General features: G+C 64.2%; 26 protein-coding genes. 8 read left to right on the forward strand and 18 right to left on the reverse strand.

The window, feature by feature from the left end:
• Nucleotides 1-353 precede the first annotated feature (353 nt).
• The 3 genes from ACFC25_RS17980 (at nt 354) to ACFC25_RS17990 (ending at nt 2,067) form a co-directional block, all read left to right on the forward strand.
• Complete coding sequence (locus ACFC25_RS17980) at nt 354-1,409, forward strand: iron-containing redox enzyme family protein (protein ID WP_376047627.1); 1,056 nt, start codon at nt 354-356, stop codon at nt 1,407-1,409.
• Between the two features lie 20 nt (nt 1,410-1,429).
• Complete coding sequence (locus ACFC25_RS17985; RefSeq protein ID WP_337348804.1) at nt 1,430-1,660, forward strand: CDGSH iron-sulfur domain-containing protein; 231 nt, start codon at nt 1,430-1,432, stop codon at nt 1,658-1,660.
• A gap of 143 nt (nt 1,661-1,803) precedes the next feature.
• Entirely contained in the window at nt 1,804-2,067 is a 264-nt protein-coding gene (locus ACFC25_RS17990; RefSeq protein WP_376047630.1) for a hypothetical protein, read from the forward strand.
• A gap of 182 nt (nt 2,068-2,249) precedes the next feature.
• Here ACFC25_RS17990 and ACFC25_RS17995 read toward each other — a convergent pair whose 3' ends face one another.
• The 12 genes from ACFC25_RS17995 to ACFC25_RS18050 form a co-directional block, all read right to left on the reverse strand.
• Nucleotides 2,250-3,701 (reverse strand): MmgE/PrpD family protein, encoded by a 1,452-nt coding sequence (locus ACFC25_RS17995; protein ID WP_376047633.1) that lies wholly within the window; start codon nt 3,699-3,701, stop codon nt 2,250-2,252.
• Complete coding sequence (locus tag ACFC25_RS18000) at nt 3,698-4,600, reverse strand: polysaccharide deacetylase (RefSeq protein ID WP_376047635.1); 903 nt, start codon at nt 4,598-4,600, stop codon at nt 3,698-3,700. The genes ACFC25_RS17995 and ACFC25_RS18000 overlap by 4 nt, the downstream gene beginning before the upstream one ends.
• Nucleotides 4,597-5,451 (reverse strand): polysaccharide deacetylase, encoded by an 855-nt coding sequence (locus ACFC25_RS18005; RefSeq protein WP_376047638.1) that lies wholly within the window; start codon nt 5,449-5,451, stop codon nt 4,597-4,599. Before ACFC25_RS18005 ends, ACFC25_RS18000 begins: the two co-directional genes overlap by 4 nt.
• Nucleotides 5,448-6,320, reverse strand: coding sequence for an ABC transporter substrate-binding protein (locus tag ACFC25_RS18010; protein ID WP_376047640.1), 873 nt, complete (start codon nt 6,318-6,320; stop codon nt 5,448-5,450). Before ACFC25_RS18010 ends, ACFC25_RS18005 begins: the two co-directional genes overlap by 4 nt.
• Before the next feature lie 55 nt (nt 6,321-6,375).
• Nucleotides 6,376-7,143: an amino acid ABC transporter ATP-binding protein gene (locus ACFC25_RS18015; protein WP_337348798.1), complete on the reverse strand. Its 768-nt coding sequence runs from the start codon at nt 7,141-7,143 to the stop codon at nt 6,376-6,378.
• Nucleotides 7,140-8,057, reverse strand: a complete 918-nt coding sequence (locus ACFC25_RS18020) for an amino acid ABC transporter permease (protein ID WP_337348797.1) — start codon at nt 8,055-8,057, stop codon at nt 7,140-7,142. The genes ACFC25_RS18015 and ACFC25_RS18020 overlap by 4 nt, the downstream gene beginning before the upstream one ends.
• Before the next feature lie 66 nt (nt 8,058-8,123).
• Nucleotides 8,124-9,566, reverse strand: a complete 1,443-nt coding sequence (argH, locus tag ACFC25_RS18025) for an argininosuccinate lyase (protein ID WP_337348796.1) — start codon at nt 9,564-9,566, stop codon at nt 8,124-8,126.
• A gap of 319 nt (nt 9,567-9,885) precedes the next feature.
• On the reverse strand, nt 9,886-10,962 hold the full coding sequence (locus ACFC25_RS18030) for a LacI family DNA-binding transcriptional regulator (RefSeq protein WP_376047645.1): 1,077 nt from the start codon (nt 10,960-10,962) through the stop codon (nt 9,886-9,888).
• A gap of 106 nt (nt 10,963-11,068) precedes the next feature.
• Nucleotides 11,069-11,587, reverse strand: coding sequence for an OsmC family protein (locus ACFC25_RS18035; protein ID WP_376047648.1), 519 nt, complete (start codon nt 11,585-11,587; stop codon nt 11,069-11,071).
• Between the two features lie 160 nt (nt 11,588-11,747).
• On the reverse strand, nt 11,748-12,788 hold the full coding sequence (locus ACFC25_RS18040; RefSeq protein WP_376047650.1) for a hypothetical protein: 1,041 nt from the start codon (nt 12,786-12,788) through the stop codon (nt 11,748-11,750).
• A 31-nt stretch (nt 12,789-12,819) separates the two neighbouring features.
• Nucleotides 12,820-13,677 carry a phosphatidylinositol-specific phospholipase C/glycerophosphodiester phosphodiesterase family protein gene (locus tag ACFC25_RS18045; protein WP_376047653.1) on the reverse strand — a complete coding sequence of 286 codons (858 nt, stop codon included), beginning with the start codon at nt 13,675-13,677 and terminating at the stop codon, nt 12,820-12,822.
• Between the two features lie 166 nt (nt 13,678-13,843).
• On the reverse strand, nt 13,844-14,167 hold the full coding sequence (locus ACFC25_RS18050) for a hypothetical protein (protein WP_376047656.1): 324 nt from the start codon (nt 14,165-14,167) through the stop codon (nt 13,844-13,846).
• Nucleotides 14,168-14,237: 70 nt separating this feature from the next.
• On the opposite strand from ACFC25_RS18050, the gene ACFC25_RS18055 reads away from it, so the two are divergent.
• Nucleotides 14,238-15,086 carry an HAD hydrolase family protein gene (locus ACFC25_RS18055; protein WP_376047658.1) on the forward strand — a complete coding sequence of 283 codons (849 nt, stop codon included), beginning with the start codon at nt 14,238-14,240 and terminating at the stop codon, nt 15,084-15,086.
• A 20-nt stretch (nt 15,087-15,106) separates the two neighbouring features.
• On the opposite strand, the gene ACFC25_RS18060 is transcribed toward ACFC25_RS18055, so the two are convergent.
• A complete protein-coding gene (locus ACFC25_RS18060; protein WP_376047661.1) occupies nt 15,107-15,937 on the reverse strand; it encodes a GPP34 family phosphoprotein in 831 nt (276 codons plus the stop codon).
• A 121-nt stretch (nt 15,938-16,058) separates the two neighbouring features.
• On the opposite strand from ACFC25_RS18060, the gene ACFC25_RS18065 reads away from it, so the two are divergent.
• Nucleotides 16,059-16,382 (forward strand): hypothetical protein, encoded by a 324-nt coding sequence (locus ACFC25_RS18065; RefSeq protein WP_376047664.1) that lies wholly within the window; start codon nt 16,059-16,061, stop codon nt 16,380-16,382.
• Between the two features lie 19 nt (nt 16,383-16,401).
• On the opposite strand, the gene ACFC25_RS18070 is transcribed toward ACFC25_RS18065, so the two are convergent.
• A complete protein-coding gene (locus ACFC25_RS18070; protein ID WP_376047667.1) occupies nt 16,402-18,126 on the reverse strand; it encodes a BTAD domain-containing putative transcriptional regulator in 1,725 nt (574 codons plus the stop codon).
• Between the two features lie 109 nt (nt 18,127-18,235).
• On the opposite strand from ACFC25_RS18070, the gene ACFC25_RS18075 reads away from it, so the two are divergent.
• The gene (locus ACFC25_RS18075; RefSeq protein ID WP_376047670.1) at nt 18,236-18,892 is read left to right on the forward strand and encodes a peroxiredoxin; all 657 of its coding nucleotides are present in this window, start codon (nt 18,236-18,238) and stop codon (nt 18,890-18,892) included.
• A gap of 129 nt (nt 18,893-19,021) precedes the next feature.
• On the opposite strand, the gene ACFC25_RS18080 is transcribed toward ACFC25_RS18075, so the two are convergent.
• Nucleotides 19,022-19,321, reverse strand: coding sequence for an antibiotic biosynthesis monooxygenase family protein (locus ACFC25_RS18080; protein WP_337348785.1), 300 nt, complete (start codon nt 19,319-19,321; stop codon nt 19,022-19,024).
• A 143-nt stretch (nt 19,322-19,464) separates the two neighbouring features.
• Between ACFC25_RS18080 and ACFC25_RS18085 the strand changes: the two genes are divergently transcribed.
• Nucleotides 19,465-19,938: a GNAT family N-acetyltransferase gene (locus tag ACFC25_RS18085; RefSeq protein WP_376047674.1), complete on the forward strand. Its 474-nt coding sequence runs from the start codon at nt 19,465-19,467 to the stop codon at nt 19,936-19,938.
• A 110-nt stretch (nt 19,939-20,048) separates the two neighbouring features.
• Here the strand turns inward: ACFC25_RS18085 and ACFC25_RS18090 are convergent, their stop codons facing one another.
• On the reverse strand, nt 20,049-20,474 hold the full coding sequence (locus tag ACFC25_RS18090; RefSeq protein WP_376047677.1) for a hypothetical protein: 426 nt from the start codon (nt 20,472-20,474) through the stop codon (nt 20,049-20,051).
• Nucleotides 20,475-20,618: 144 nt separating this feature from the next.
• Here ACFC25_RS18090 and ACFC25_RS18095 point away from each other — a divergent pair, with 144 nt between their 5' ends.
• The gene (locus ACFC25_RS18095; protein ID WP_376047680.1) at nt 20,619-21,542 is read left to right on the forward strand and encodes a LysR family transcriptional regulator; all 924 of its coding nucleotides are present in this window, start codon (nt 20,619-20,621) and stop codon (nt 21,540-21,542) included.
• 10 nt (nt 21,543-21,552) lie between these two features.
• On the opposite strand, the gene ACFC25_RS18100 is transcribed toward ACFC25_RS18095, so the two are convergent.
• Nucleotides 21,553-22,737 carry an MFS transporter gene (locus ACFC25_RS18100; protein ID WP_376047683.1) on the reverse strand — a complete coding sequence of 395 codons (1,185 nt, stop codon included), beginning with the start codon at nt 22,735-22,737 and terminating at the stop codon, nt 21,553-21,555.
• On the reverse strand, nt 22,734-23,399 hold the full coding sequence (locus tag ACFC25_RS18105; RefSeq protein ID WP_376047686.1) for a GntR family transcriptional regulator: 666 nt from the start codon (nt 23,397-23,399) through the stop codon (nt 22,734-22,736). Before ACFC25_RS18105 ends, ACFC25_RS18100 begins: the two co-directional genes overlap by 4 nt.
• Nucleotides 23,400-23,443 lie beyond the last annotated feature (44 nt).

A 23,443-nucleotide genomic window follows, 5' to 3' on the forward strand; every position in this document is an offset into this window, starting at 1 on the left:
GCCGCCGAACACGTCAAAACCGAAGGCCAATACGCCGCCGCCGACGTCAAAGACAAAGCAACAGAGGCCAAGGACCACGTCCAAAACCCCTAACCACCACCCAGCAGACAGGCCGGCAACCCGCCTCCCCCGGCGGCGCCGGCCTGTCTGCTTTTCACCTCCCCCCCGTTCGACGAAGGAAACTCCATGAAGAAGCTTTTGCTTGCCCTGCTCCCCACCATCATCAGCCGCATCATGCGCGCCCGCCGGGCCAAGCAGAACCCGGCCGCGAATCCCCGCAACCGCAACCGGTTCTGATCCTAGAAACGTCCTTAGAGGGGCCCGCCCCGGGCCGAAGATTCAGTAGGAGTACCATGCACATCCCCGAACAGCGGGGGCCGATCAGCGCCGCCCTGCTCGCGATCCTCGCCGGCCAGCCCGTTGATACCCCCGCCGGCCTGGCCGACCTCCACGCACTTGTGACCTCACAACTGGCCGAGGCTCAAGACGTTATCGAGGACGACGACCTCCAGCTGGCCTTGTTCTGCCTGTACGAGCTGCATTACAGCGGGCTGGACGGCGTGGATGACAGTTGGGAATGGCACCCCGGCATGATCGCCGTCCGCCGGCTTCTGGAGAAGCCGTTCGAACAGGGACTGAGGACTGCAGCCAAAGCTGCGGTTCCCGACATTCCGCAGGTTCCCGGGGCGGTTCCGATCAGCGACGGCGTGGCCACGGTCCTGTTTAACCTCGCGGCGTCGGACACGGGGCCCAGCATGTCGAAGTATGTGGCGAAGAGGGCCACACTTTCCCAGCTCAAGGAATTCCTCATTCAGAAATCCATCTACCAACTCAAGGAAGCGGACCCGCACACGTGGGCCATTCCCCGCCTCGCCGGCCGTGCGAAGGCGGCCCTGGTGGAAATCCAGGCGGACGAATACGGCGGCGGCCGCGCGGACCGGATGCACAGCGCCCTCTTTGCCAGGACCATGCGTGCCCTCGGGCTCGATGACCGCTATGGCGCCTACGTCAACACGGTTCCGGCCCTTGCCCTGGCATCAGTGAACATGATGTCCCTCTTCGGGCTGAACCGCCGGCTGCGCGGTGCCATCGCCGGTCACCTGGCGATCTATGAGATGACGTCCTCCCGGCCCAACCAGCTCTACGGGAACGGTTTCCGCCGGCATAACTTCGATGCCGCAGCGACAGCGTACTTCGATGAGCACGTCGAAGCAGACGCCGTCCACGAGCAGATTGCCGGGCGGGATCTGGCCGGAGGCCTGGTGGAAGCGGACCCGGACCTGCTCCCCGACGTCTTGTTCGGCGCGACGGCGGCCCTCGCCCTGGACACCTTGCTCACCCACCACGTTGTGGACGCTTGGGAAAACGGCCGGTCATCGCTGCGCACCAAATTGCCCGCCGCGGCATGACTACAGAAGATCAGGAGCACATGAACCACGAACCAGCAGAAGGGTCGATCGTGGTCTGCCCGGACGGACCGCTGCTGGTCCGCGGGGACTTCGAGATCCTCACGCCAACAGGGGAACCCGTTCCCAGGCAGCGCCGGACGGTGGCGCTCTGCCGCTGCGGAGCCTCAGCGATCAAACCGTACTGCGACGGGACCCACAAGCTGATAAAGTTCCGGACCGAACCTGCCGACGCGGGACGCCCCGAAACGTAAAACTATTCATCACTAATTGCGATGAATATTGTGCGGAAAACATCGCTTTTTCTTAAATGCTATGCAGTTAGATACTGGGATCCACACCACATTTACCCGTCTGGTGTCAGCCCACTAAAATCCCGCAGAGCGAAGAAGCAGCGATGAAGAAACGTATCCCGCACCGGCAGTTCCCCAGCAAGAGTTCCCGGAAAGGCCGCGAGGCGCGGACCGGCGAGCATTGCCCGCTGAACGGATGGTGGGCGCCGGCCGGCCAGGAGGCAGATGCGCAACTCCTCGCCGAGGGGAGCATCATGCCGCCGAGCGGCGGCGAGTTGGTGACGTGGACCTTGGTGGCGAGCCAGTTCGGGTCCCGCAGGCCCCAGTATGTCCTCTCTGCCGCGGGAGCCTCCATTGACAGCTTCTAGCCAAGTGTCAGCACAGGAGGGCTGTGAAGACGGCTGCCACTTCTGCGAAGGACCGGAAACGGACTGAGCCGAGAGTCACCCGGGCGAGCGGACGACGGCGGGAGCGTTCCCGCCGTGGTACCTTTCCGTCTGGTGCCAACCTGCTCACGTGATTGCGCAGGACCCTGGTTTCCGTTTCCCTATTACCTCAGGAGCGCCGGTTCGGAATTCACGGTGAGCAGCCGAAGGAGCGGGCCTATGTCGTGGCTGGATTCGAGTTCCATGACGTTCTCCACCACGCTGAGTGCCGCCGTCTCCGGCAGCCTGGTGGTGGCGAGGCCCATGAACTTACTTATGGTTTCGTCGTCGCTGAGCCTGTTGGTGGAGGCACCCTTAGCCCGGACGGCCTGGACAACGATGGTGCCGGACTCCGTCTGCACCTCGATCCGCGGTTCCGCTGAACCGCCCTGCTGCTGGGGGTCCACCACCAAGTGGATCCGTTCCATGAGTTCGAGGATCCGGGGGTCAGTCCTGCCCTGTTCGGCCACTTCAGCCAGGCCGACTCCCCCGTGCAGGAGGGCCGTGGCGAGGGCGAACTGCATGCTCAACTGAGCCGAAACCAAGGAGCCCACGTCGGCCTTGCCGCACATGTCGGCGATGAGCGCGCTGGTGTGGACGGTGATGGTGCGGACCGACTCAGCAGAGATGCCGCGCTGCTCCCGCAGATCCAGGATGACATCGATGGCGGCGTGGGTGCTGCGGCAGGTGGCGTAGGGCTTGATGGATGCCCGTTCAATCTGCCATTCCTCACCGAGTGTTTCGAACAGGCGGGATTGGTCTATGTCCTCTTGCCGGCCGTAGAGGCGCAGGAAGCTGCCCCACGGGGCGGCGAACAGGTCCCGCGGTCCGGTGAACCCGGACCTGGCGAGAAGTGCGCTGTTCAGGCCTGCTTCGGCAGCGCGGCCCACGTGCATGCGCTTAGACATTGCACCGTCACCGATGAATGACCAGGTGCCGCCGGTGAAGGACCCGGCCAGGCCAATGGCAGAAACCATCTGTTCGGTGTCCAGGCCAAGGATCACGCCGGACGCCACTGCGGCTCCGAATGTTCCGCACACGCCGGTGGAATGCCAGCCCGCATTGTTGACGGAGTCGTAGCCACCCAGAGCGTCCTGGACGCGGCGGGCCACTTCATATCCACCGATGACGGCGTGGAGGAGACTGGCGCCGCCAACGTGCGGTCCGCCGTCGGCTGTTCCGCCGACGGTTCCTCCGCGGGAACCGGCCATGGGCAGCGACGCTGCCGCAAGCGCCGCGGGCAGCACAACAGCACCGGAATGGTCGCACCCGCCGGAGTCGTCCAGTTCGAAGGCGTGGCAGGCGATGCCGTTGACGAACGCCGCCCCGAGCGCGGGCAGTTCGGCGGGTGTCCCCCAAAGCGGTGCCCCTGAGCCGGGGGCGGGAGTTCCATAGACAGCTCCGAGCGCTGTTCGGCTGATGTCCACTTCCCGTGAGGAGGCTCCTGCAATTCCGGCACCAAGAGTGTCAAGGATGTGGATCTTGGCCCTGTGCCGGACATCGGTGGGGATGTCTGCTGGCCGCAGCGCCGTGAGGAAACCTGCAATCCGCTCTGAAGCTGTGGGGTCGTTGGTCATGCTGGCCTGCCTTCGCGGGTAAGTGCGTGGAATATCTCGGCGGGGTGGTCTGCAGGATTGGGTTTGGCGCTCCGCCGCCACCACTGGGCCACATCGCCGCCGGTGGCGTGCCATATGTCGTCGTGGGCGGCTACATGGTCCATGAACTCGCGCAGCATTCCGATCCGCCCGGGGGTGGCGATGATTTCCGGGTGGAGGGTCAGGACGAAGCACAACCCTTCTGCACGGTAGGCGTCGAATTCCAGGATCCAGTTCCGCAGCACTTCCCGGCTGGAGGCAATCCGTGGACTTCCCGCGGGGATGGGTGGGTCCAGGTTGAAGACGAAGTAGGGGTAGTCGTCCAGTTCGTGGTGGCGGGGCACTTCCACCAATGCGGCCGCAGATCCTGCGTGGAAGTGGGGCAGGTCGTCGCCGTGCCAAGACGAGGACCACGTGAATCGCTGGGTAAGCAGCTCGTCAGTCAGCCCGGGCGCGTAGGACCCGCGTCCTGCGCGGAATCCCTCCGGACGCAGCCCGAGGCGGGACTGGAAGGCGTCCTGGGCGCGACCGATACTGTCCACCTGTTCGGCGAGGGATTGGCTGCCCATGTCTTCGAGCTGCCAGCCCATGTTGCCGAACTCGTGCCCTGCCCCGGCGACTGCCTCGAGCTGCCGGGGGTAGCTCGCGAGGTTGGCGCCGGGAACGAACCAGCTCGCTTTGGTGCCTGTGCGGTCCAGTTCAGCCAGCAGGCGGTCCACTCCCCGCGTTCCCCCGTACTGTCCCACCGACAGGCTCTTGGCGCGGTCGACGGCGTCAGGCGCCGCAGCGAGTACGGACAGTTCCGCCTCAAACCCGACCGTGACTACGAAGGCGCACTTTTTACCCTCGGGCCACCGTCCCTGGGTTTGAGTGATAGTCACGTCTGAGGCTCCTTGGTCTGCTGCCACCACGTGGCGATGTCGGCGCATGTGCTGAACCAGACGTCGTCGGCATCTTTCGCGTGCCGGATCCAGCGGTCCAGCAGTACTGCCCGGCCGGGTTTGCCCACCACTTTGGGGTGGAAGATGGTGGACAGGCACAGGCCTTCGGCGTGATAGCCGTCGAACTCCCTGGTCCAGTTGTCCAGCGTGAGGTCATAGCTGGCTATCCGATCACCGCCCGAGGGCCAGTCCGGGTTGGTGGTGTAAGCAAGCGAGGCGTAGTCGTCCATGTCGGACCGGGCAGGGATCTCAACGAGCTTCCCGCCGGTGTGGAAGTACGGGCGGTCGTCTCCGCGCATGGAACTGGAGTAGAGGAAACCCATCTCCTCGAGCAAGGCCGGGGTCTCGGGGCGCCAGTCCCCCGATGGTGTCCGGAAGCCGACCGCCGTGGTGCCCAGGACATCCTGGAAGATGCGTTGGCTGGTTTCGATGACGTGCCGCTGCTCCACCGGGCTGAGGTCCCAATACTTTTCGTGCTTGTAGCCGTGGTGGGCCATTTCGTGGCCCTGCTCAACGATGCGCCGGCACTGCTCCGGCCACGTCTCCACCACCCAGGCAGGAGTGAAGAAAGTCGCCGCTATTTCGTGCGTTTTCAACAGCCCGAGGATCCTGTCCACGGCCCGCCACGCCCCGTAGGCGCCTTGGCTGAAGTACTCCGGCCGGTCCCAGATGGCGCCTTTGAGCATGGCATCGCCGGTGGGACCGTCAAGGTCGAAGGCCAGGGCGACGGCGCTGCGTTTGCCTTCCGGCCACACCGCCGCCCCAGCCTTCACTGCTGCGTCTCGGTTCACTTGACGCCGTTGACCTCGGGGGTCATGGCACCGTAGCCCAGGCCCCACTTGTCGAGGATCTTCTGGTACTCGCCATTGTCAACGATCTCGGTGAACGCGTCTTTCACGGCGTTGGCCAGTTGGGTGTCGCCCTTCTTCATGAGGACGCCGAACGGCTTGGCCGGCAGCGGGTCCAGGACGGAAGCGTATTTTCCGGGTTCAGTCTTGGCAAAGTAGGCCAGGTTTTCGCCGCCCTGCGCTGCAAGGTCCACTCGGCCCTGCTCGATCTGGAGGCGGGCTGCAGCTCCGGAGTCCGTGGGGAGGATACCCAGCTCAGGAAGGCCCTTGTCCGTGCAGACGGTCTTGCTGAGGGTCTTGACCTGCTCAAAGTAATCGGTCTTGCCACTGACTGCCAGCTTCTTGCCGCAAATATCCGTTTGCTGAGTGAACTCTCCCGCACGGGCGCCGGAGGTGTAGAGGCGGCCCTGGGATTTGAAGTAGTCCACGAAGTCGGCGGTCTTCTGCCGTTCCAGGGTGTCGGAGATGCCGGACATCACCAGGTCAACGCGGCCTGTCTGGACGGAGTTGATCAGTTGGTCGAAAGGCGACTCGACCACTTCGATCTCGACACCGAGGACCTCGCCAAGCTTCTGCTGCAGTTCGATGTCGACGCCGGAGAGTTTCTTGTCGCTGTCCCGGAACTCCATGGGCGGGAAGTCGGGAGACAGGCCGATCCGGATCTTTCCGGCGTCTTTGATTGCCTGGGGCAGGCCGGTCGTGCCTGCGGCTGCCTCGGTGGCAGTCTCTGCGCCGCCCACGCATGCTGTGAGGCCAAAGGCCGTGACGGCGGTCAGAGCCGCGATGCGTGCGGCATTGGTGAAGTGCTTCATGATGGCTCCAGTTCGTTGGGGATGGTGAGTCAAGAAAATCTTGGGGATGGTGAACTTAGAAAACGCGGGAAAGGAAGGCTTTGGTCCGCTCGTGCTGGGGATTTCCAAGGACGTCGGCGGGCGGGCCGAGCTCTACGATTTCGCCACCGTGCATAAAGGCGACGCGGTCCGCCACTTCTTTGGCGAATCCGATCTCGTGGGTGACCACGATCATGGTGAGGCCAGACTTGGCGAGGTCCTTCATCACGTCCAGCACCTCACCCACCAGTTCGGGGTCCAGCGCCGACGTCGGCTCGTCAAAGAGGATCAGTTCCGGCTTCATGGCCAACGCCCTCGCGATGGCAACGCGCTGCTGCTGTCCGCCTGACAGCTGACGGGGGTAGGACGACTCGCGTCCTTCCAAGCCCACCCGGGCAAGGAGTTCCGAAGCATGCCGCTTGGCCTCTGCGGGCTTGACCTTGTTGACGAGCACCGGCCCTTCGATGATGTTCTCCAGCACTGTCATATGGGGGAAGAGGTTGAACCGCTGGAAAACCATGCCGATGGACCGCCGCTGCCTGGCCGCCTCTTTGTCTGAAAGTTCATAGAGGCGGTTACCGTCCTGGCGGTACCCCACCACTTTCTCACCCACCCAAATGCGCCCGTTGGAGAGCGTCTCAAGGTGGTTGATGCAGCGGAGGAATGTGCTCTTTCCGGAACCGGAGGCTCCCAGGAGGCAGACCACCTCTCCGGCGTTGACGTCAAGGTTGATGCCCTTCAGCACTTCATTCAGGCCGAAGCTCTTGTGGACGTTTTCGGCGCGGACCAGAACGTTCGTGGTCATGAGAGTGCCTTCCTGTTGGTGCCGAAGATGCTTTTCAGATGCTGGAAGGGAGTCAGCGGCAATTGCCGGCTGGAGGAACCCTTGGCGAAGAATCGTTCAAGGTAGTACTGGCCGATGCTGAGGATGGATACCGCGCCCAAGTACCAGACGGCACAGACGATGAGCAGTTCCATGATCCGGTTGTTGACGTAGTAGATGTGCTGGGCTTCGGAGAGGATTTCGCTCACGCCGATGGCGGAGGCCAGCGAGGTGGTCTTCAGCATGCCGATCACTTCGTTGCCCACGGGCGGGATGATGACCCGCATCGCCTGGGGCAGCACGATGCGGCGCATAGCCTGCAGGCGTGTCATGCCCACGGCCTGGGCTGCTTCCGTCTGGCCCTCGTCAACGGAGAGGATGCCGCCGCGGACCACTTCGGACGTGTAGGCGCCCTGGTTCAGACCGAGGCCGATGGACGCTGCGACAAAGGGTGTGAGCACATCAATCATGCGGCCCGAGTAAAGTCCCGGGATGCCGATCACTGGGAAGATCAGCGCAAGGTTGAACCACATAAGGAGCTGTAGGTAGACCGGGGTGCCGCGGAAGACCCAGATATACAGCCAGGCCACACCGGAGACCACAGGATTCTTGGACAGGCGCATCACGGCGGTGACCACGCCCAGGATCAGGCCAAGGGCCATGGCCACTGCGGTGAGGAGAAGGGCCACACCGATGCCTTGGATCAGCACGGGGACTGTCAGGTATTCCTGGACCGTGGGCCAGTCGATCTTGGCGCGGGAGAAGGAGACTCCCAACCAGACGAGGAGGAGCACCACCGCTGCGGCGCCAACCCACCGCCCCACGTGCCGCCGGGGGACAATTTTCAAGTCGACCGAAGCAGCGTCGGTGACGCTGGGCTCAGTTTGAGTGTTCATGGCTTTTTCCTGATCGTGGAGGGTATCTGCTGCGCCGCGTGCATCTGCGCTGATAGGGCCCATGGTTCAGCCCTCGTGGTCCGGCCTGACCCGCAGGCCGTTGTAGTCGGCAGCCCAGGTCTTCATCTGGTCCAGCCTTGCCCGCAGCCGCGTCAGTTGTTCGGCCACTCGCTTGGGTGACGTTCCACCAAACCCTGAATGGGCATCGAGTGCCGCTTCGAGAGTCAGGACGTTCCTGATATCGGGGGTCAGGCGGCGATCCACCGAGGCCAGTTGCTCATCGCTGAGGTCGTCGTAGTCCAGTCCCCGGCTTTCGCAGAAGCGCACAAGGGAGCCGGAAACTTCGTGTGCCTCGCTGAAGGGGATCCCCTGCCTGGCGAGCCAGTCGGCAACTTCGGTGGCGAGCGTGTAGCCGGCTGTCGCCTGCCGTCGGACTTCCTGGACATTGACGGTGAAGGTCCGGACCAGGCCCGACAGCGCCGGAAGCGCAACTTCCAGGGTGTCAACGGCGTCGATGACGGCGTTCTTATCCTCCGCGAGGTCCCGGTTGTAGGCCAGCGGCAGGGATTTGACGGTTGCCATGAGTCCCATGAGGTCCCCAAGGACGCGCCCTGCCTTGCCGCGGGCCAACTCGGCGATGTCCGGGTTCTTCTTTTGCGGCATGATGGAACTGCCCGTGCAGTAGGCGTCATCCATGGTGATCCAGCGGAACTGCTGGGAGGCCCAGGAGATGATCTCCTCGCACAAACGCGAAATGTCGATCAGCGTCAGGGAACAGACGAAGAGGAATTCAATGGCGGCGTCGCGGCTTCCCACGGCGTCGATCGAGTTTTCTGCACTGGTTTCGTAGCCTTGTTCCCTTGCTGCGATTTCGGGGTTGAGAGCAAAGGTTGAACCGGCCAGGGCCGCGGCTCCAAGGGGCGAAACAGCTGCCCTGCGGTCCCAGTCCTGGAAGCGCTCAAGGTCCCGGATCAGGGGCTGTGCGTGAGCCAGGATCTGGTGGCCAAAGACCACCGGCTGTGCGGACTGAAGATGCGTAAAGCCGGGGACGGGCGTGTTCAGGTGCTGGTCGGCCTGCCCGGCCAGGGACTCCGCCAGTTCGATCAGCAGTTCACTGACCCGCCGGACTTTGTCCCGCATGTAGAGCCTGAGGTCGTTGGCAGCCTGGTCGTTGCGTGAGCGTCCGGCGCGGATCTTGCCGCCCACCGGTCCCATGCGCTCGATGAGGAGGCGTTCAAGGAAGGTGTGGACGTCTTCGTCCGCTTCCTGGGGGCGCACGCGGTCACGCTCGATGTCCCTTGCCAGGTCATCAATCGTGTCCAGGAACTTCCCCAGCTCAGCATCACCGATGAGGCCGGAGCGGTTGAGCTCCCGGACATGGGCCCGTGAACCGTGCAGATCGTACGGTGCCATGCGGAAGTACCGGGGATCAGCCCGCGAAAAGCGGGCGAGTTCCGGGCTGGACGTGCCCTCGAAACGGCCGCCCCACAACTTTGTCTGTTCATTCATTCGTACAGCTCCTGCCTGGAAAAAGTCTGCGCCGATGAGTGATCCGTATCACTTCATGCAACGAAAGTATTTCTGAAGTAAACAGTAATTGTCAATGGTTTCAATGTTGTTTCGCTCAGATTACGTATAGCGCAGTCCAAGGTAGGACACCGGTCTCCCGCAATTCGTCTATGCTATGAGACACCGGTATCTCCAGCAATTGTTTTTCTTTAGGGCCGGACCGCCGGGCGCCGCCGGCGCCCTCACGATGCCAGGTACAGAGCGCAAGAAAGGGCCCGAAACCAAGGGTCTCGGGCCCTGAAGAGGGACGCTGGAGGGGCTACGCGATGGGCGTGACCGCCACTCCTGCGAGGTCGGAAACGGAAGCGCGCTGAGTGAACGTTGCCGGGAGCAGGTGGTCCTTGAACTCAGGGCCCGAACCGTCGATACGGCCCAGCAGTACCTCCGCGGCCTTCATCCCCATCTCATAGGCAGGATTGGAAATGGCGTGGACTTCCGGGCAACTGACCGTCATCCAGTCCGCATCGTCAAGGCATACGAGCGAAATGTCCTCCGGAACGGTCAACCCCGCCGCGCGAATTGCCTGGAAGGCCGGGAGTGCCAGCTTGCTGTAGGAAGCGATGATGGCACTGGGCCTGTCCCGGCGGTTGAGCAAGGAGGCAACAATCACGTGGGTCTTTTGTGGTGACATGGCGTCGGAAATGAACTCATAGCGCACGCCCGCGGCCCTGGCAGACTCCCGCACGGCGCGGACCCTGTCCGCAATGGTTGAGATAGGGAGGGGGTGTCCCGCCTCCAGCTCCTCGGGAGTCTTGGTGGTGGCCGAAAGGAAGGCAATATTCCGGTGCCCCTTGCTGATCAGGTATTCCATGACGGTCTTGGCGTCCGCGTAGCAATCAGTCCCAACCCAATCGGAGTCCACGTTGTCGGGACGCCGGTCGAAGAGCACCAAAGGCCGCCCCATGCCCACAACATCCAGCAGGTGCCCGGAGTCGCTCCGGCTGGTCGACGCCACGATCAGGCCGTCCACGCGCTTGTCCAGGAACACCTGGACTGCCGCGCGTTCTGCGTCGATATTCTCATCCGTGTTTGCGAGGATGACATCGAAGCCTGCCGCCTTCGCAGCATCGGTCATGCCCCGCACAGCCCGGGCGAAATGTGGATTTTCGATATCGCTCACCACAACCCCAATGGTGTGCGAACGGCCCGAACTGACACTCCTGGCCAGCGCATTGCTCCGGTAACCAAGGGCTTCGGCTGCCGCAGACACCATCGCTTGGAGTTCCGGGCTCACTGCCCCATATCCCCCCAGGGCACGTGCCGCAGTGGAACGCGAGACCCCTGCCACTCGGGCCACGTCCATCAGGGTAGCGGTGCCATTTCGTCTCAATTCCATTGCTAAAATTTACAACAAAAATCCTGGTCTAGGCGGCCAATTCCAGATGCATTGATACCGGTTTCCCGAAAGAATGCCATTGCAGGGGTTTTGGGTCCAGGCCCGGTTATGGTCTGTCTACGTGGACGTCGAGCTCTACCGGGACGGGCCGCCGGACCGCATCATCTACGGGGCAATGGTCCAGCCCCCACGCGATGACTTCCCGCACCGTTCCTTCGTCTTGGGGCGATACCGCTCGAACGGCGACCTTCATGCTGACCGGGCCGGCCGGCACGTCCTCGGCGATGCCTAGAATGCCCCGGTCATCGGATTCGCCGTCCACCTCCACCTCCAAGGAAGACAAGACCACCCCTTGCTCGGCAGCGCGCATCGCGATCAGTGTGGCTGCACAGGAAGCGTACGCGGCACGGAAGAGCCACCCGGGCGAGGGCGCTGATGCAGTTCCTCCGACCCCCGCCACCATGTCTGTGACAAGGGACGAACCGTCGGCACCGGTTACGCGAACCCGAAGGCCGTCCTCCACCACGGCGGAGGCAACCGAGTCGCGATAACGCGCCTCGTCAGGGTGTGCGGCCAGGTACGCCTTGGCTGACGAGATCGCCTCGGCAATTCGTGAGTTGCTCATCCGTGTCTCCTTCGCCGCGGCTTCCGGTGTGGCGCTGACTCTGCGCGTAGCCGGCCGCATGGCGGGCGGCGCAGGATGTTCTCATGCTGAACCTTCAGGGGCACTCACGCAAGGGAACGACGGCGGGAGGTTCCCGCCGTCGTTCGCTTCGGTTGGGTGCCTACTGGGTGAAGGGGACCTTTTCCCAGTTCAGGACGCTGCCGGCCTCGCCGCCGTTGCCGCCCACCGTGAACCTGACGTAGTTGGTGGCGTTGGCCGATCCGTCCACGGTGATGCGCTGCAGGTCATCCGCGGCGGGCTGGCCGTAGATGTCCAGCCACGGCGAGCCATCCGCCAGCGGCTGGTTCTCGGCGAAGACGTGGCTGTCGCCGTTGATGAGGTAGACCGGCCGGTCGAAGCGATTGGTTTCGTCGATGATAGCCGCCACAATTTCGCGGAACCCGGAGACCGTTTCGGGGTTGGCAGAGGCCGCGGCGAGCTGCGAAGGATCGAACATGTCGGCCTGGGTCATAAGCACCACCGCTCGGTCGTTGCGGCGATCGGCGTCGGCGAAGGTGCTGTGTATCTGGTCCAGGACGGCATCCGTCCGGTGCTCAACTTCGGCCAACTGCTCCGGAGTCGGCGCGGTCTCGCCCAGTCCGCTCCACGGCAGCAGCGAGTTGTTGCTGCCCTGGATGTTCAGCACGGAGAAGGCCACGCGGTTCTGGACGAAGCGGACGTTTTCCGGCAGACCCAGGTTCTCCTGGGTCTGGACCGGCATCGTCTCCCCGAGGGTCTTGCCGGGCTCGTCGAAGAAGACCTCACGCAGCTTGCTCAGCCGTTCCAGCGGGTTGTAGGCGCCGTTGTTGGTGCGGTGACAGTCCACCCACTCGTTGTCGCCCGGGGTGAAGACCAATGGGTGCCCGAAGGTATCGAACTGGGAGCGGATGCTGGCGAAGTACTCGTCGGAGCAGACCGAGGAGCCGTTCTTGATGTCGCCCACGTGGGTGACGAACTTCAGCGCGCTGTCGGCGTTGATGTCCTGGATGCGGGACGGGAACTTGGCGATTTCGGCGTCGCCGTAGGGGATATCGCCGATGACGCCAAAGGTGAACGCTTCGTTGTCGGAGGTGTGGTTGGACGCGTTGGCGGGCAGCGGCGCAAGGAGGCCGAGCGCCAGGGCGGCTGCCGCCGTCGTCGTTCTCAGGGTCTTTGAAGGCATGGAGCTATTCCTATTCTCTGTTGCGGGGCTGTCAGGCCGTGCGGGCGGTGAGGAACTGTTCCAGCGCCTCAAGGTCGTCGGTGTTGATGTGGTCCACGCCGGCGTCGAAGAGTTCGTTCCAGACAGCGTCTCGGGCGGCGCCGGGCTGGTCCGGGGTGGCCCAGAAACGGACGCGGTAGCCCTGAATGTGTGCCTCTGCCACATATGCCTGGAGCTTGGCGCGTTCGGCCTCGGGCATGGGGCCAACGCCCTGCCAGCTGAAAAGCTTGGTCCAGTTGTCACTGACCAGCGGCATGAGTTCGGCAGGCTTTCCGGAGGTGAGGTCGGCGGAGCGTCCGTCGTAAAAGCCGAACCGCTTGTCCTGTGCCTCCATGGTGGCCAGGGGACGGTTTCCGCTGATGACGGCAGTGACGGGCCCGGATTTGGTGGTTCCGTTGCTGTAGCGGCTCATGATGCTTCGGTGCTCGGCCAGTTCCTGCTCGATTGCGGCGTAGGTGGCCTCCCCTTCGCTCTTGATGTCGATCAGGAGCTGGAAGCTGCCGTCCCAGTGGGGGTAAACGCTGTGGCCCTGGTTCCGAACCAGCTCGTCCAGCGGATCGAGGTAGAGGCTCTCGAGCGTTACTCCGGGCGTGGCATCCTCGAGGTCGTGGGCGACGAGCAGTTCGCCGTCGACGAGCCACACGTCTGCCTCAACGCTGGTGAAGCCGTGCTCGAGGGCATCGAACAGTGGGCGGTCGTGCTCATAGTCGTTGTGGGCGTGGGCGGCGGGCAGCGGCTGTCCGAGGACCACGGACGACGGCGCGTGGGCCGCGTTCGCGGCAGGCGGGGCTGCGATTCCGGTCAGGGAGGTAAGGGCCACGAGGGCGGTGACGGCGCTTTTCAGGAACACGGGGTTCTCCTTGGTACAGCTGAGTCGATTCATCGCCCAGGCGATGGGGGCGCTGGGCAGTGGTGCGTGAAAAGACTTCCTGCTGCGGGAGAACGGGCGTGGCCACAACGGTTTCGGGGCGGTGAACGGGAGGCGTCGGTTACGGATCTGCCGGGATCATCACCAATTACGGAACGGCTTTATTGCTGGTCGGCTTGGGGCTAGCTCTTCTGCCGATTCTGTACCCGGCCCAGAACGCCAGGATGAGCAGGCCGGTGGCTGCCACCGCCAAGCCGATCTGTGTCCCTTGGCTAACGATTGCCACACCGCTCCCCATGAAGAGCTGGTCACTCAGCGGCGCGTAAGCGAACCAGCCGAAGCTGACATTCGCGTTGCTCCAGGCGACGAGGCAACCCACCACTAACGCGACGAGGCCCGCCACGGGCAGGACGGCCGCCGAGACCCGGGCTGACTTTTCCTTGCGTTCCCCTGACGTGCTGTGTTCCCCCATGGAGGCGAGTCTAACCCGGCCGAGGGCGACTGTTACGAGGGGATGTTGCCGGTGTGTAAGATCCGGAACCATGAGCGTAACGCCGAGCACCACTGGAACTGTCCGGGCTGTCTTCCTCGATGTTGACGGCACTTATGCGGACTATGGCGTGGTTCCCGAGGGGCACGTGCGCGCAGTCCGGGCGGCACGGAAGGCCGGTCATCGGGTCTTTTTATGCACAGGGCGTCCAGTGTCAATGTTGCCCAAGAGCATTCTCGCCGCCGGCTTCGACGGCCTGGTGGCCAGCGCCGGTGCCTACGCCGAGGTAGGCGGGACTGTGCTCCTGGACAGGCTGTTTCCGGCTGATCTTGCGGCCCGCACTGTCCGGGCGCTCGACGCGCACGACGCCGTGTATGTCCTGGAGGCGCAGGAGGCCCTGTACGCACCACCGGCGGCGATGCAACGCTTGCAGGTGATCCTGGACGCCCATTTCGAGCAGTCACCCGAGGGCCCGGTGGGTTCGTCCGACATCATGCGGGCCGTGCGGCCCACCTCGGACCTGGCCGCCGTACCGTTCGCCAAGGTCTCCGTCTTTGACTCCCCCGTTGCCATGGAGCATCTGGTTGGTGAAATCGGCGGGGCCATCGCGGTGGTCGCCAATTCGGTGGCCGACGACGGCAGGCACGCGGGGGAACTGTACCAGCACGGGATCAGCAAGGCCGACGGCGTCGCAGCCGTTATCGCCCATCTGGGCATTGCCCGGGAAGACACGGTTGCGATCGGCGACGGCGCAAATGACCTGGAGATGATCGCCTACGCAGGGGTCGGCGTCGCCATCGAAGGATCACTCCCGGAGCTTGTGGCACTCGCCGATCGCACCGCCGCGCCTCCCCGGGAGGAAGGGCTCGTTGCCGCTTTCGCCGAGCTCGGCCTCATCTGATCAGGCCCGGCGCAGCGGCATCACAAGTTGGCGGCTTCTTGCTCCGCAATGCGGATCATCCGGAGCTCGTCCTCCACCGCGCGGGTCGGCCAGTAGTCCCACGACAGCTCATTCGCCCGCGTCAGGTCCGCTTCCGGAAAGAGCTTGACGAGCAGCCCGGAAGCCTGAAGCAGGGCGATCAGTGCCGTGGTCCTGGCATCGGGCGCTTCGGAGCCAGGTTTGGCAGCAGGGGCACCGTCCCCGGGCTTCGTGGACTCAGCCGCCGTGGCATCGGCCGGGCCGGCGTCGGCGGTCCTTGCGTCGGAGGTCCCGGCGTCGGCCGTGCCCGCAACGGCCGTGCCCGCAACGGCCGTTCCGGCGTCGGTTGAAGTGTCAGGCACCTCAAGGTTGGACGGCGGGCCGCTGAGGGCGGCGCGGATCTTTTCCAGGAGCGCCGCCTCCGGGGCATGATCCTTCTCCGGGTAGCGCACGGCCCGGAACAGGCCCAGGTGTCGTTCGCCCACATGTTCCACGATGCCCCGTGAAGCCATCCCCTCGTAGATGCGCTGCACTTCGGCGCGGCCCTCGAGCATGGAGACCCACCGTTTGGGGGTGTGGGGCCGGGATTTGCCACGGATGAGTTCCAGTTCGTGCTGGAGATCCGTTTCCGGGGAGGCGCCCGTAGCTTTGACCTGCTTGCCCTGCAGTTCGATCGCGTCGATCAGGTCCAATTCGGCCAGGATTGCGCCGGCCAGGGTGGTCCTGAGTGCGAACACCGGAATATCTGGTTTGCCGGTGACGTCGTTCGTTGCCAGAAGGAGGAAGGCCTGCGGGAGGTTCAGCTCCGACGCCTTCGATGTTTCAGCGTTCATAGCATCATGGTGGCCCTGTTGGGCGCCCACCACAACGGGGATTTACAAGCACCGGCGACGCCAAGGATCAGCAGGCATAAGCTGATTACACAACATCTCTTCCATCACCGGGGAGGTCACCATGGACGCGGAAACCGCCGACGTGACCGGTCATGATGTCACCACCATCACCTGCGTGTGCGGCAACACCGTCAGCAAGGACGGGCTGATCCAAGCCAACTCAGAAGGCATCCCCGTCCACAACGTCGACGACACCCCGGTCCCTGCCGGGTTGGCGGAATGGCCATCCGATGAGGACCTCTACACCCTGTGCCCCTCCTGCGGCCGCGTGTACCGTGACTCGGTGATCGAGGAAACGGGGACAGCGCCCGTCGCGTTCCGCGTCGATGTCACCGCCGGCCCCATTGCCGAGGCCATCCGGGTGCACTGGGACCTCAGCAGTTGAGGAACGAAGCTCTCCGGAACTATCCAGCCAAAGGCTTTCCGGTCGCCTTTGGCGTTCTTTGTGCTGCTCGGGCTAGGCAGCGCTGCTCGTCCTGGCGCCTGCCGAGCTCGGCAAAACTAGCTGCCGCCTCCCAAAACAGGGCGATGGCTTGATCATCGTGACCCTCTGCGCGGCGTAGGACGGCTCGTGCTTCCCAGAGGGCGGCGTGCCATGGTCCGCCAGGCCACATGCCTGCGAGCTGCTCCGCGTTGGCGAGCCGGCGGCGGGCTGCGTCCAGCTTCCCGGCCAGTGCGTAATGCGTCGCCGCGGCCACTTGATAACCCATCGAGCACGGCGGACAGACGCTCCTCCCGGCCAGTGCCGCGTCGGCTCGCTCAATGATGCGGACCGCTTGCGCCGGAGATCTGGCAGCCTCAGCGAGCACCCCGTACAGGCGTACGACGAGATGCGGCTCGAGCCACGTGGACGCAGCGGCACCCAGAGCGCGACTGGCTGCCCGGGCGGCCTCCTCGGGCCGATCCTGCGCGAGGTCAACCTCAGCCAGTCGTTGCAGTGTCACGATCTCGCCGGCCGGTGCACCAGCCCGCCGGTGCAACTCGAGTGCGGACTGGAGAAGACTGCGCGCCTCGCCGAGCTCACCGGAGAAGAGTGCCGCCTCCCCCAGCAACAGGTCTGCGATGGCCAGGCCGCGCACCGAGCCTGCTCGTTCGGCGATCGTGCGCAGGCGCGCTATTCGCCGCGCAATTCTCCCGTGCCCGTCCGGCCCGCTCAGGCAGAACTCGGCAAGGCACAACTGTGCGTCAAGAATGTAGCCGGAGCGCGCGGAGTCGTGCTGGGTGAACTCCACGAACTCGGCCTCGAACACTTCGGGCCAACGGTCCTGCATGTTCGCCGCGATCGCCAACACTGCGCTGGCCTCGCCGATCTCTCGGCCCAAGTCCGCTTCCATGGCCAGCTCGCGTGCACGCCGTGCGTATGATGTGGCTTCGACGAGGTCGCCACTATTGAGGGCGATGAGTGCTCGCGCCAACGTGACCCGCGTGCGATTCTCCGCGCGTCGGCTGTCCTGGGCGATGGCCTCCTCGTAGACCGCGACGGTCGCCGCCCCTGGGCCGACGCCCAAGTCGGCGCGCAACCGACGACACAGTCGCTCGAACTGGCGGATCGCGCCCTGGCGATCGCCCGCGCCGAGCGCCCGAACCATGATCGCGCGGTGGGCTTCCTCGTCCGTTGGGTCGGCCTTGACCACGTCGTCCCATCGAGCCGCGGCCTTGAGCAAGCGCAGGTACAGCGTGCGCAGCCGATCGCGGGGGTCCTCGGCCCACACGGCAAATCGATCATCGGGAAGCAGGTCGCCTCGATACAGGGCTAGCGCTTCATCCACCCCTGCCGATGAGGCAAGCGCGGCGAGCCCGTCCTTTTCGAACCGCTCCGCGTCAATGGAAACATCCACGCCTGGCAGCAGCACCAGCAGGTCGCCGTGCGCCTGAACGGAGTCTGGCGAGCCGAGGGCGGCGCGCGCGAAATGCATAGCTTTGCGAAGATTCGAAGCGGCAGCCTGCGCGCTGAGGTCTGGCCAGAGCAGATCGGCGACCACGTCCCTATGCAGTCGGTGCCCTTCTGCGAGGGCGAGGACCTTAACGAGCCCGGCCGCCTTGGTCCGTTTCCACGCGTCGTCCTGAACCGGCCGGCTGTCAATCACGACACCGAACGCGCCCAGCATGAGGACGGCGCACTTCTCCACGCCCTCATGGTAGCTGGGGGGAACGGTCGGGGAACAGGGTCGCCTTACCGTCAGAAGTGACGCGAACCAATTGGTTCCGTCATCACATCACAACGACCAGGAGGACATGATGGGACTGCAACTCGGTGAGATCGCACCCGATTTCTCCGCCAAGACGACTGTCGGCGATATCCGCTTCCATGACTGGCTCGGAGACTCATGGGGAGTGCTGTTCTCGCACCCTAAGGACTTCACCCCGGTCTGCACGACCGAGCTCGGCTACATGGCCAAGATCAAGCCCGAGTTCGACCGACGCGGAGTCAAGATCATCGGCCTGTCCGTGGACTCGGCAGCTGATCACGAGCGGTGGGCCGCCGATATCGAAGAGACGCAGGGGGCACGCCCCAATTACCCCGTGATCGGCGACGACGACTACACCGTGGCGAAGCTTTACGGCATGCTCCCGGCGGCCACGTCCGGGGACGCAAAGAGCCGCACGCCCGCGGACAACCAGACCGTCCGCAACGTGTTCGTCATTGGGCCGGACAAAAAGATCAAGCTGATCCTCGTGTACCCCATGACAACCGGACGCAACTTCGATGAAGTGCTTCGTGTTGTCGACTCGCTTCAGCTCACTGCGAAGCACCGGGTGGCGACGCCGGTCAACTGGAAGCAAGGCGAGGAAGTCATCATCGCCGGCTCCGTGCCGAACAGCGAGGCCCTCGGGATATTTGGCGATTGGAAGGAGCCCAAGCCGTACATTCGGATCGTCCCGCAACCGGTGTGATCGTGCAAGAGACTGGAGCCTGACATGACCGAAACCGCCCACTGCAGGCCGCATTGGCCCGCGCGGGCGGTCCGGCTGACGCTGTCGGCGGCCGGACCGCGCTCGGTGATCAGGCAATAAGCAGATGGATTACACAGTCGCTACCCGATCGAAATCAGCGCCGCTCATGTGTTCGCACAGCGCCACGCAGGCATCAAAGTGGGTCATGAACTCCGGGTTCTGCTTCCATGCGTCCCGGGACGCCTCGTCGGTCCACTCCGCGAACGAAACATAGTGCCCGGCAACACGTCGGTCACGAATGAGGTTCGCCACGAGGATCGACGGGTAGTTCGCCCGGGACCACTGAAGGAACTCCGTCCATCGGTCTATGAACTCCTGATCGCTGCCCTGCTTCACCTGCCAGGTTCCTGAGGCATAGTGGTCTGCCATTGCTCTCACCTCCTTTCCGATTTCTCGCTTAAAGGTAGGTCGCGGCCGTTCCCCGCGCGTTCCTCGGTTCGCGTTGGCAGCACTTCTTACTAGCAAGGTTGTAGGCGGACGACGCCGAGTACGGAAACGGTAAATTGGAGAGCGTGATTTCGATTGACCGGGATGACCCCGCACGCCACGATGTCCATCAGCTCCTGAGCGAACACCTGGCTGACATGTTCGCCACCTCGCCGGTTGAAAGCGTCCACGCACTAGACCACTCGGCGCTGTCCGCGCCGTCAATCACGTTTTGGACGGCCCGGGAGGCCGGCGGCCTGCTGGGGTGTGGCGCGCTCAAGGTCCTGGATTCCCCGCCGGGGTCCCCCACACACGGCGAGATCAAGTCCATGCGCACCACGGCAAACGCACGGGGGCGGGGCGTGGCCACGCTCATGCTCCGGCACATCCTCGACGACGCCCGTGCCCGAAATCTCGAACGCCTCTACCTTGAGACCGGAACCGAGGACTACTTTGCTCCGGCGCGGCGCCTGTATACGCGTAACGGTTTCACCGAGTGCCCTCCTTTCGCCGATTACGTCCTGGATACGAACAGCGTCTTTATGGAACTCCGCCTCTAAGGGAGAACCCCCGGCATGAGCACCCGTACCCGCCGTCGAACTCGCGGGAAAGGTGCGAGATCGCGGGAACGATCCCACGATCTCGCGCCTTTCCCGCGAACTGGGCGAATTCAGGACGTCCACGCAGTGGGCAGTGCTGCCCGCGCGTCACGCCGGCTGGCCTGGCACTCAGCCACCCGTCCCGCGGCGTCGCCGTGAACGGCAGACGTAATTGCCTCGACAACAGCGATCTGGCCGGTGGTGTCAGGGACGCCGGGAAACTGCACCTGCGGGGCCTCAACTGCAGCAACCGGCGACTCGCGTGTGGCACGCATACGAAGAATCGCGACGGCGGAAATGAGGCACCAGGCAACGTTCGTGACTACTGAGGGCCACGCTTCGTGGACCGCACCATTGACGATGAAGGCACATGCACCGATGAGGTTGGCCATCTGGAAGCGTTTGCCGGCCTTCAACCAACCCATGGAAACAGACAGGTATGCCGACAGGATCAGAACTGCCCCCGACCAACCTGCGATTTCCCACAGCAGTTCCATGATGTCCTTTCAGAGGTGATGCCCGGGAAGAGGGTGTTGCCTGGATTTTTCCGCGGGCCCGTCCGGTTTTAACAGCAATTATGAGTTTGAAATGCCTTTAGAGCAATTGCATTTCACTGAAGGTGTGGTTTAGAACTACTTAACATGGATATCGATCCGCGCAGGCTGCGCGTTCTTCTTGCTGTTGCCCGTACGGGCGGGGTGCTCGCCGCGGCGGACGAGTTGGGAATCACGGCCTCGGCCGTCTCACAGCAGCTCAACAAATTGGAGGACGAGACGGGGCACGCCATGGTGGTGCGCACGCCCAAAGGTTCAGTTTTGACACCGGACGGCCTGGCAGTCGCGGAAGCCGGCGAGGAGATTGAACGCGCACTCAGCGTCGCCCGCGCCCGTATCGAAGGCGGGGCCCAGATCGCAGGGGTCGTGCGCGTGGGCGGATTCACCAGCTTCGTTCGGACGGTGGTGATCCCACGCCTGCCCGAGTGGCGCTCCCAGTACCCGCAATTGCAGATCAGGATCGTCGAGGACGACTTCCCTGCCCTGATGCGGCTGCTCCGCCAGCGCCAGCTCGACGCCGTCGTGGTGGAGCTCGATTCCACGACGGCCGAACAGCGTTCGCTTTCCGCCGGAATGACCGAGGAGCCCCTGCTGGACGAGCCATGGAAGCTAGTGGTTCCCGCCGGCGCCCTGCTCAGCACCGAGAACATCGACCTTGCCCGCCTGCCACTTCCGTGGCTCGGCGTGGAACCCACAGCCGCCAACTCTGCAGTGCTCGGCCGGCTCCGCCAGTCAACGGGCGCCCAGATGGAAACCGTGCATCAATACCAGGAAACGCTCACCGCACTCGCGCTCGTCGCTGCGGGCGAGGGTATTGCGATCGTGCCCACTTTGGCGTTGAGTGGCGTCGCCCACGACGGGGTCGACGTCCTGGACGTCCCCGGGCTCGGAACGCGACGGATCGTCCTGCGCCGGTTCGACCGGCGACGGTCACCGAGTACGCCGGTGGACACCGTCGCACGCCTTCTACGGGAATCGGCTGGGGCGTTCGACACGCGTTCGCCATCCTGACCGGACGGGTCTAATCGTCCAGGCGCACGCCGCGCAGCAGCAGGAGCGTCCCGCCCACCACCACTGCTGATGCCAGGAACACCCCTCCTGCGCCAAACCCGGCCGCCACTACGCCGATGGCGCTGGGCAGCACCACCTGGCCTACCCTGTTGCCGGCAAGCCGAAGGGCCAGCGCCCGGCCCCGCTGCCCCGCCGGAGCCTGGGCTGAAAGCCAGGACATGGTGAGGGGCTGACCGATGCCGAGGCCCAACCCCAACACAGCCATGACCACAAACAGCAGCCATACCGGCATGGGAATTGCGGCCACGGAAAGCGCGAGAGTGGACAACGCCAGGCTGAACACCAACAACCGCATGCGCCCCAGCTTCCGTGCCATCTGGCCCAGCAGGAGCCGGGAAACCATGGAGAACACGGCCCGGGTGGTCAGCATCAGGCCCACCGTTGCCGCTGAGAGCCCGCGTTCGGATCCGAGCGCCGGGAGGTAGACGATGGTCAGGTCCACCACGGCCAGGACGGTTGCGCTGGTGGCCAGAGCGCGTGCGACGCCGGGTGTCCTCAGCAGCGCAACAACACTGCCTTTGCCGCCGCCACCATCGCCCACCACTGCCTTCCTTTTGCCCCCGCTGACTTTGGCCGAAACGCCGAATGTGGTCACGAAAAGCACCAGGCTCATGCAGGCGGAGAGGAAAAAGATCGCCTGCGTATCGGGCCGCACCGAGGCGCCTCCCACCAGGGAAATCGCCAACGGCCCCAAGGCTTGTCCCAGCGATGCCGCGAAGGTCAGGTAGCCGAAGGCGGAGTCCATCCTGGATGAGGCAGCGTTGTTGGCCACCACGGCCTGCTGCCCCACTACGCAGGCAAGTTGGCCGGCACCGAGGAACGCGGTTCCGATGACCAGCGTCACGATGGACGATCCCCACAGCAGCAGGAAGGCAGAGCAGGCAAGAACGACGGCGGATCCGATCGCCATCAGCCGGCGCTCACCCAGGCGGTCCACCAGTCCGCCCGTGGGGACGGCGAGCAACAGGGGAAAGACCGCGTAGCTGGCGGCGAGGAGACCCAGCGCGAATCCGGGAACGTCCAGCTCGAGCGCCCGGTAGGTGGCGGCCGGACGGACCAGGAAGGTGACCGCCTGGATCAGGGCGGAATGCGTGAGGAGTGCTGTGGCCGAGCGGCGTCCGAGTTCGCCGATCATGTGATGACGAGGCTGCTGCCTGTGAGGGCACGCACGGCCGCGTCCCTGGCCTCCATAACGTGGTCGAAGGCTAGCTTGGCGGCTTTGTCGGGTTTGCCGGCGGCCACCGCGTCGACCAGGATCCGATGCTGTGCCAGCGCCTGGTCCCGCCGTTCCTGCGTACTGTTGGTGAAATGGCGGTACCGCTCCATCTGGCTGGAGATCTGGTCATGGAACCGCCGGGCCCACGAGTTCCCCGCAATATCGGCGATCTTTGAATGCAGCGACATGCCCTGCTTCATGGCTTCATCGGCAAAATGCACCATGGCCGCATTGCGCTCAAGAATGCCGTGAAGGGCTTCGATGTCCGCCGTAGTGGCCTTCAGGCACGCCTGCCGCGCCATGAGCGATTCCATGGCCGCGCGCACCTCGTACAGCTCGGAAATTGCCGCCTCATCCAGGGCCGGCACCAGAACACCACCGGTTGGTTGCTGTTCCAGCAGGTTCTCCGAAATGAGCCGGCGGATGGCCTCCCGGAGCGGCGTACGGCTCACTTGCAGCGCCTCGGCCATTGCCGGTTCGTAGATGCGCGCCCCGGGCTTCAGCTCAAGGCTCAGGATCTGCCGCTTCAGCTCCGCGTAGACAACGTGTGCCCCGGTGTTCCGGGACGGTGAATCTGCCATGTGGTGACCTCCGCGTTAAGCATACTTGTATACATCTATACAAG

This window comes from Pseudarthrobacter sp. NPDC055928 (assembly GCF_042270935.1).
Taxonomy (GTDB): domain Bacteria; phylum Actinomycetota; class Actinomycetes; order Actinomycetales; family Micrococcaceae; genus Arthrobacter.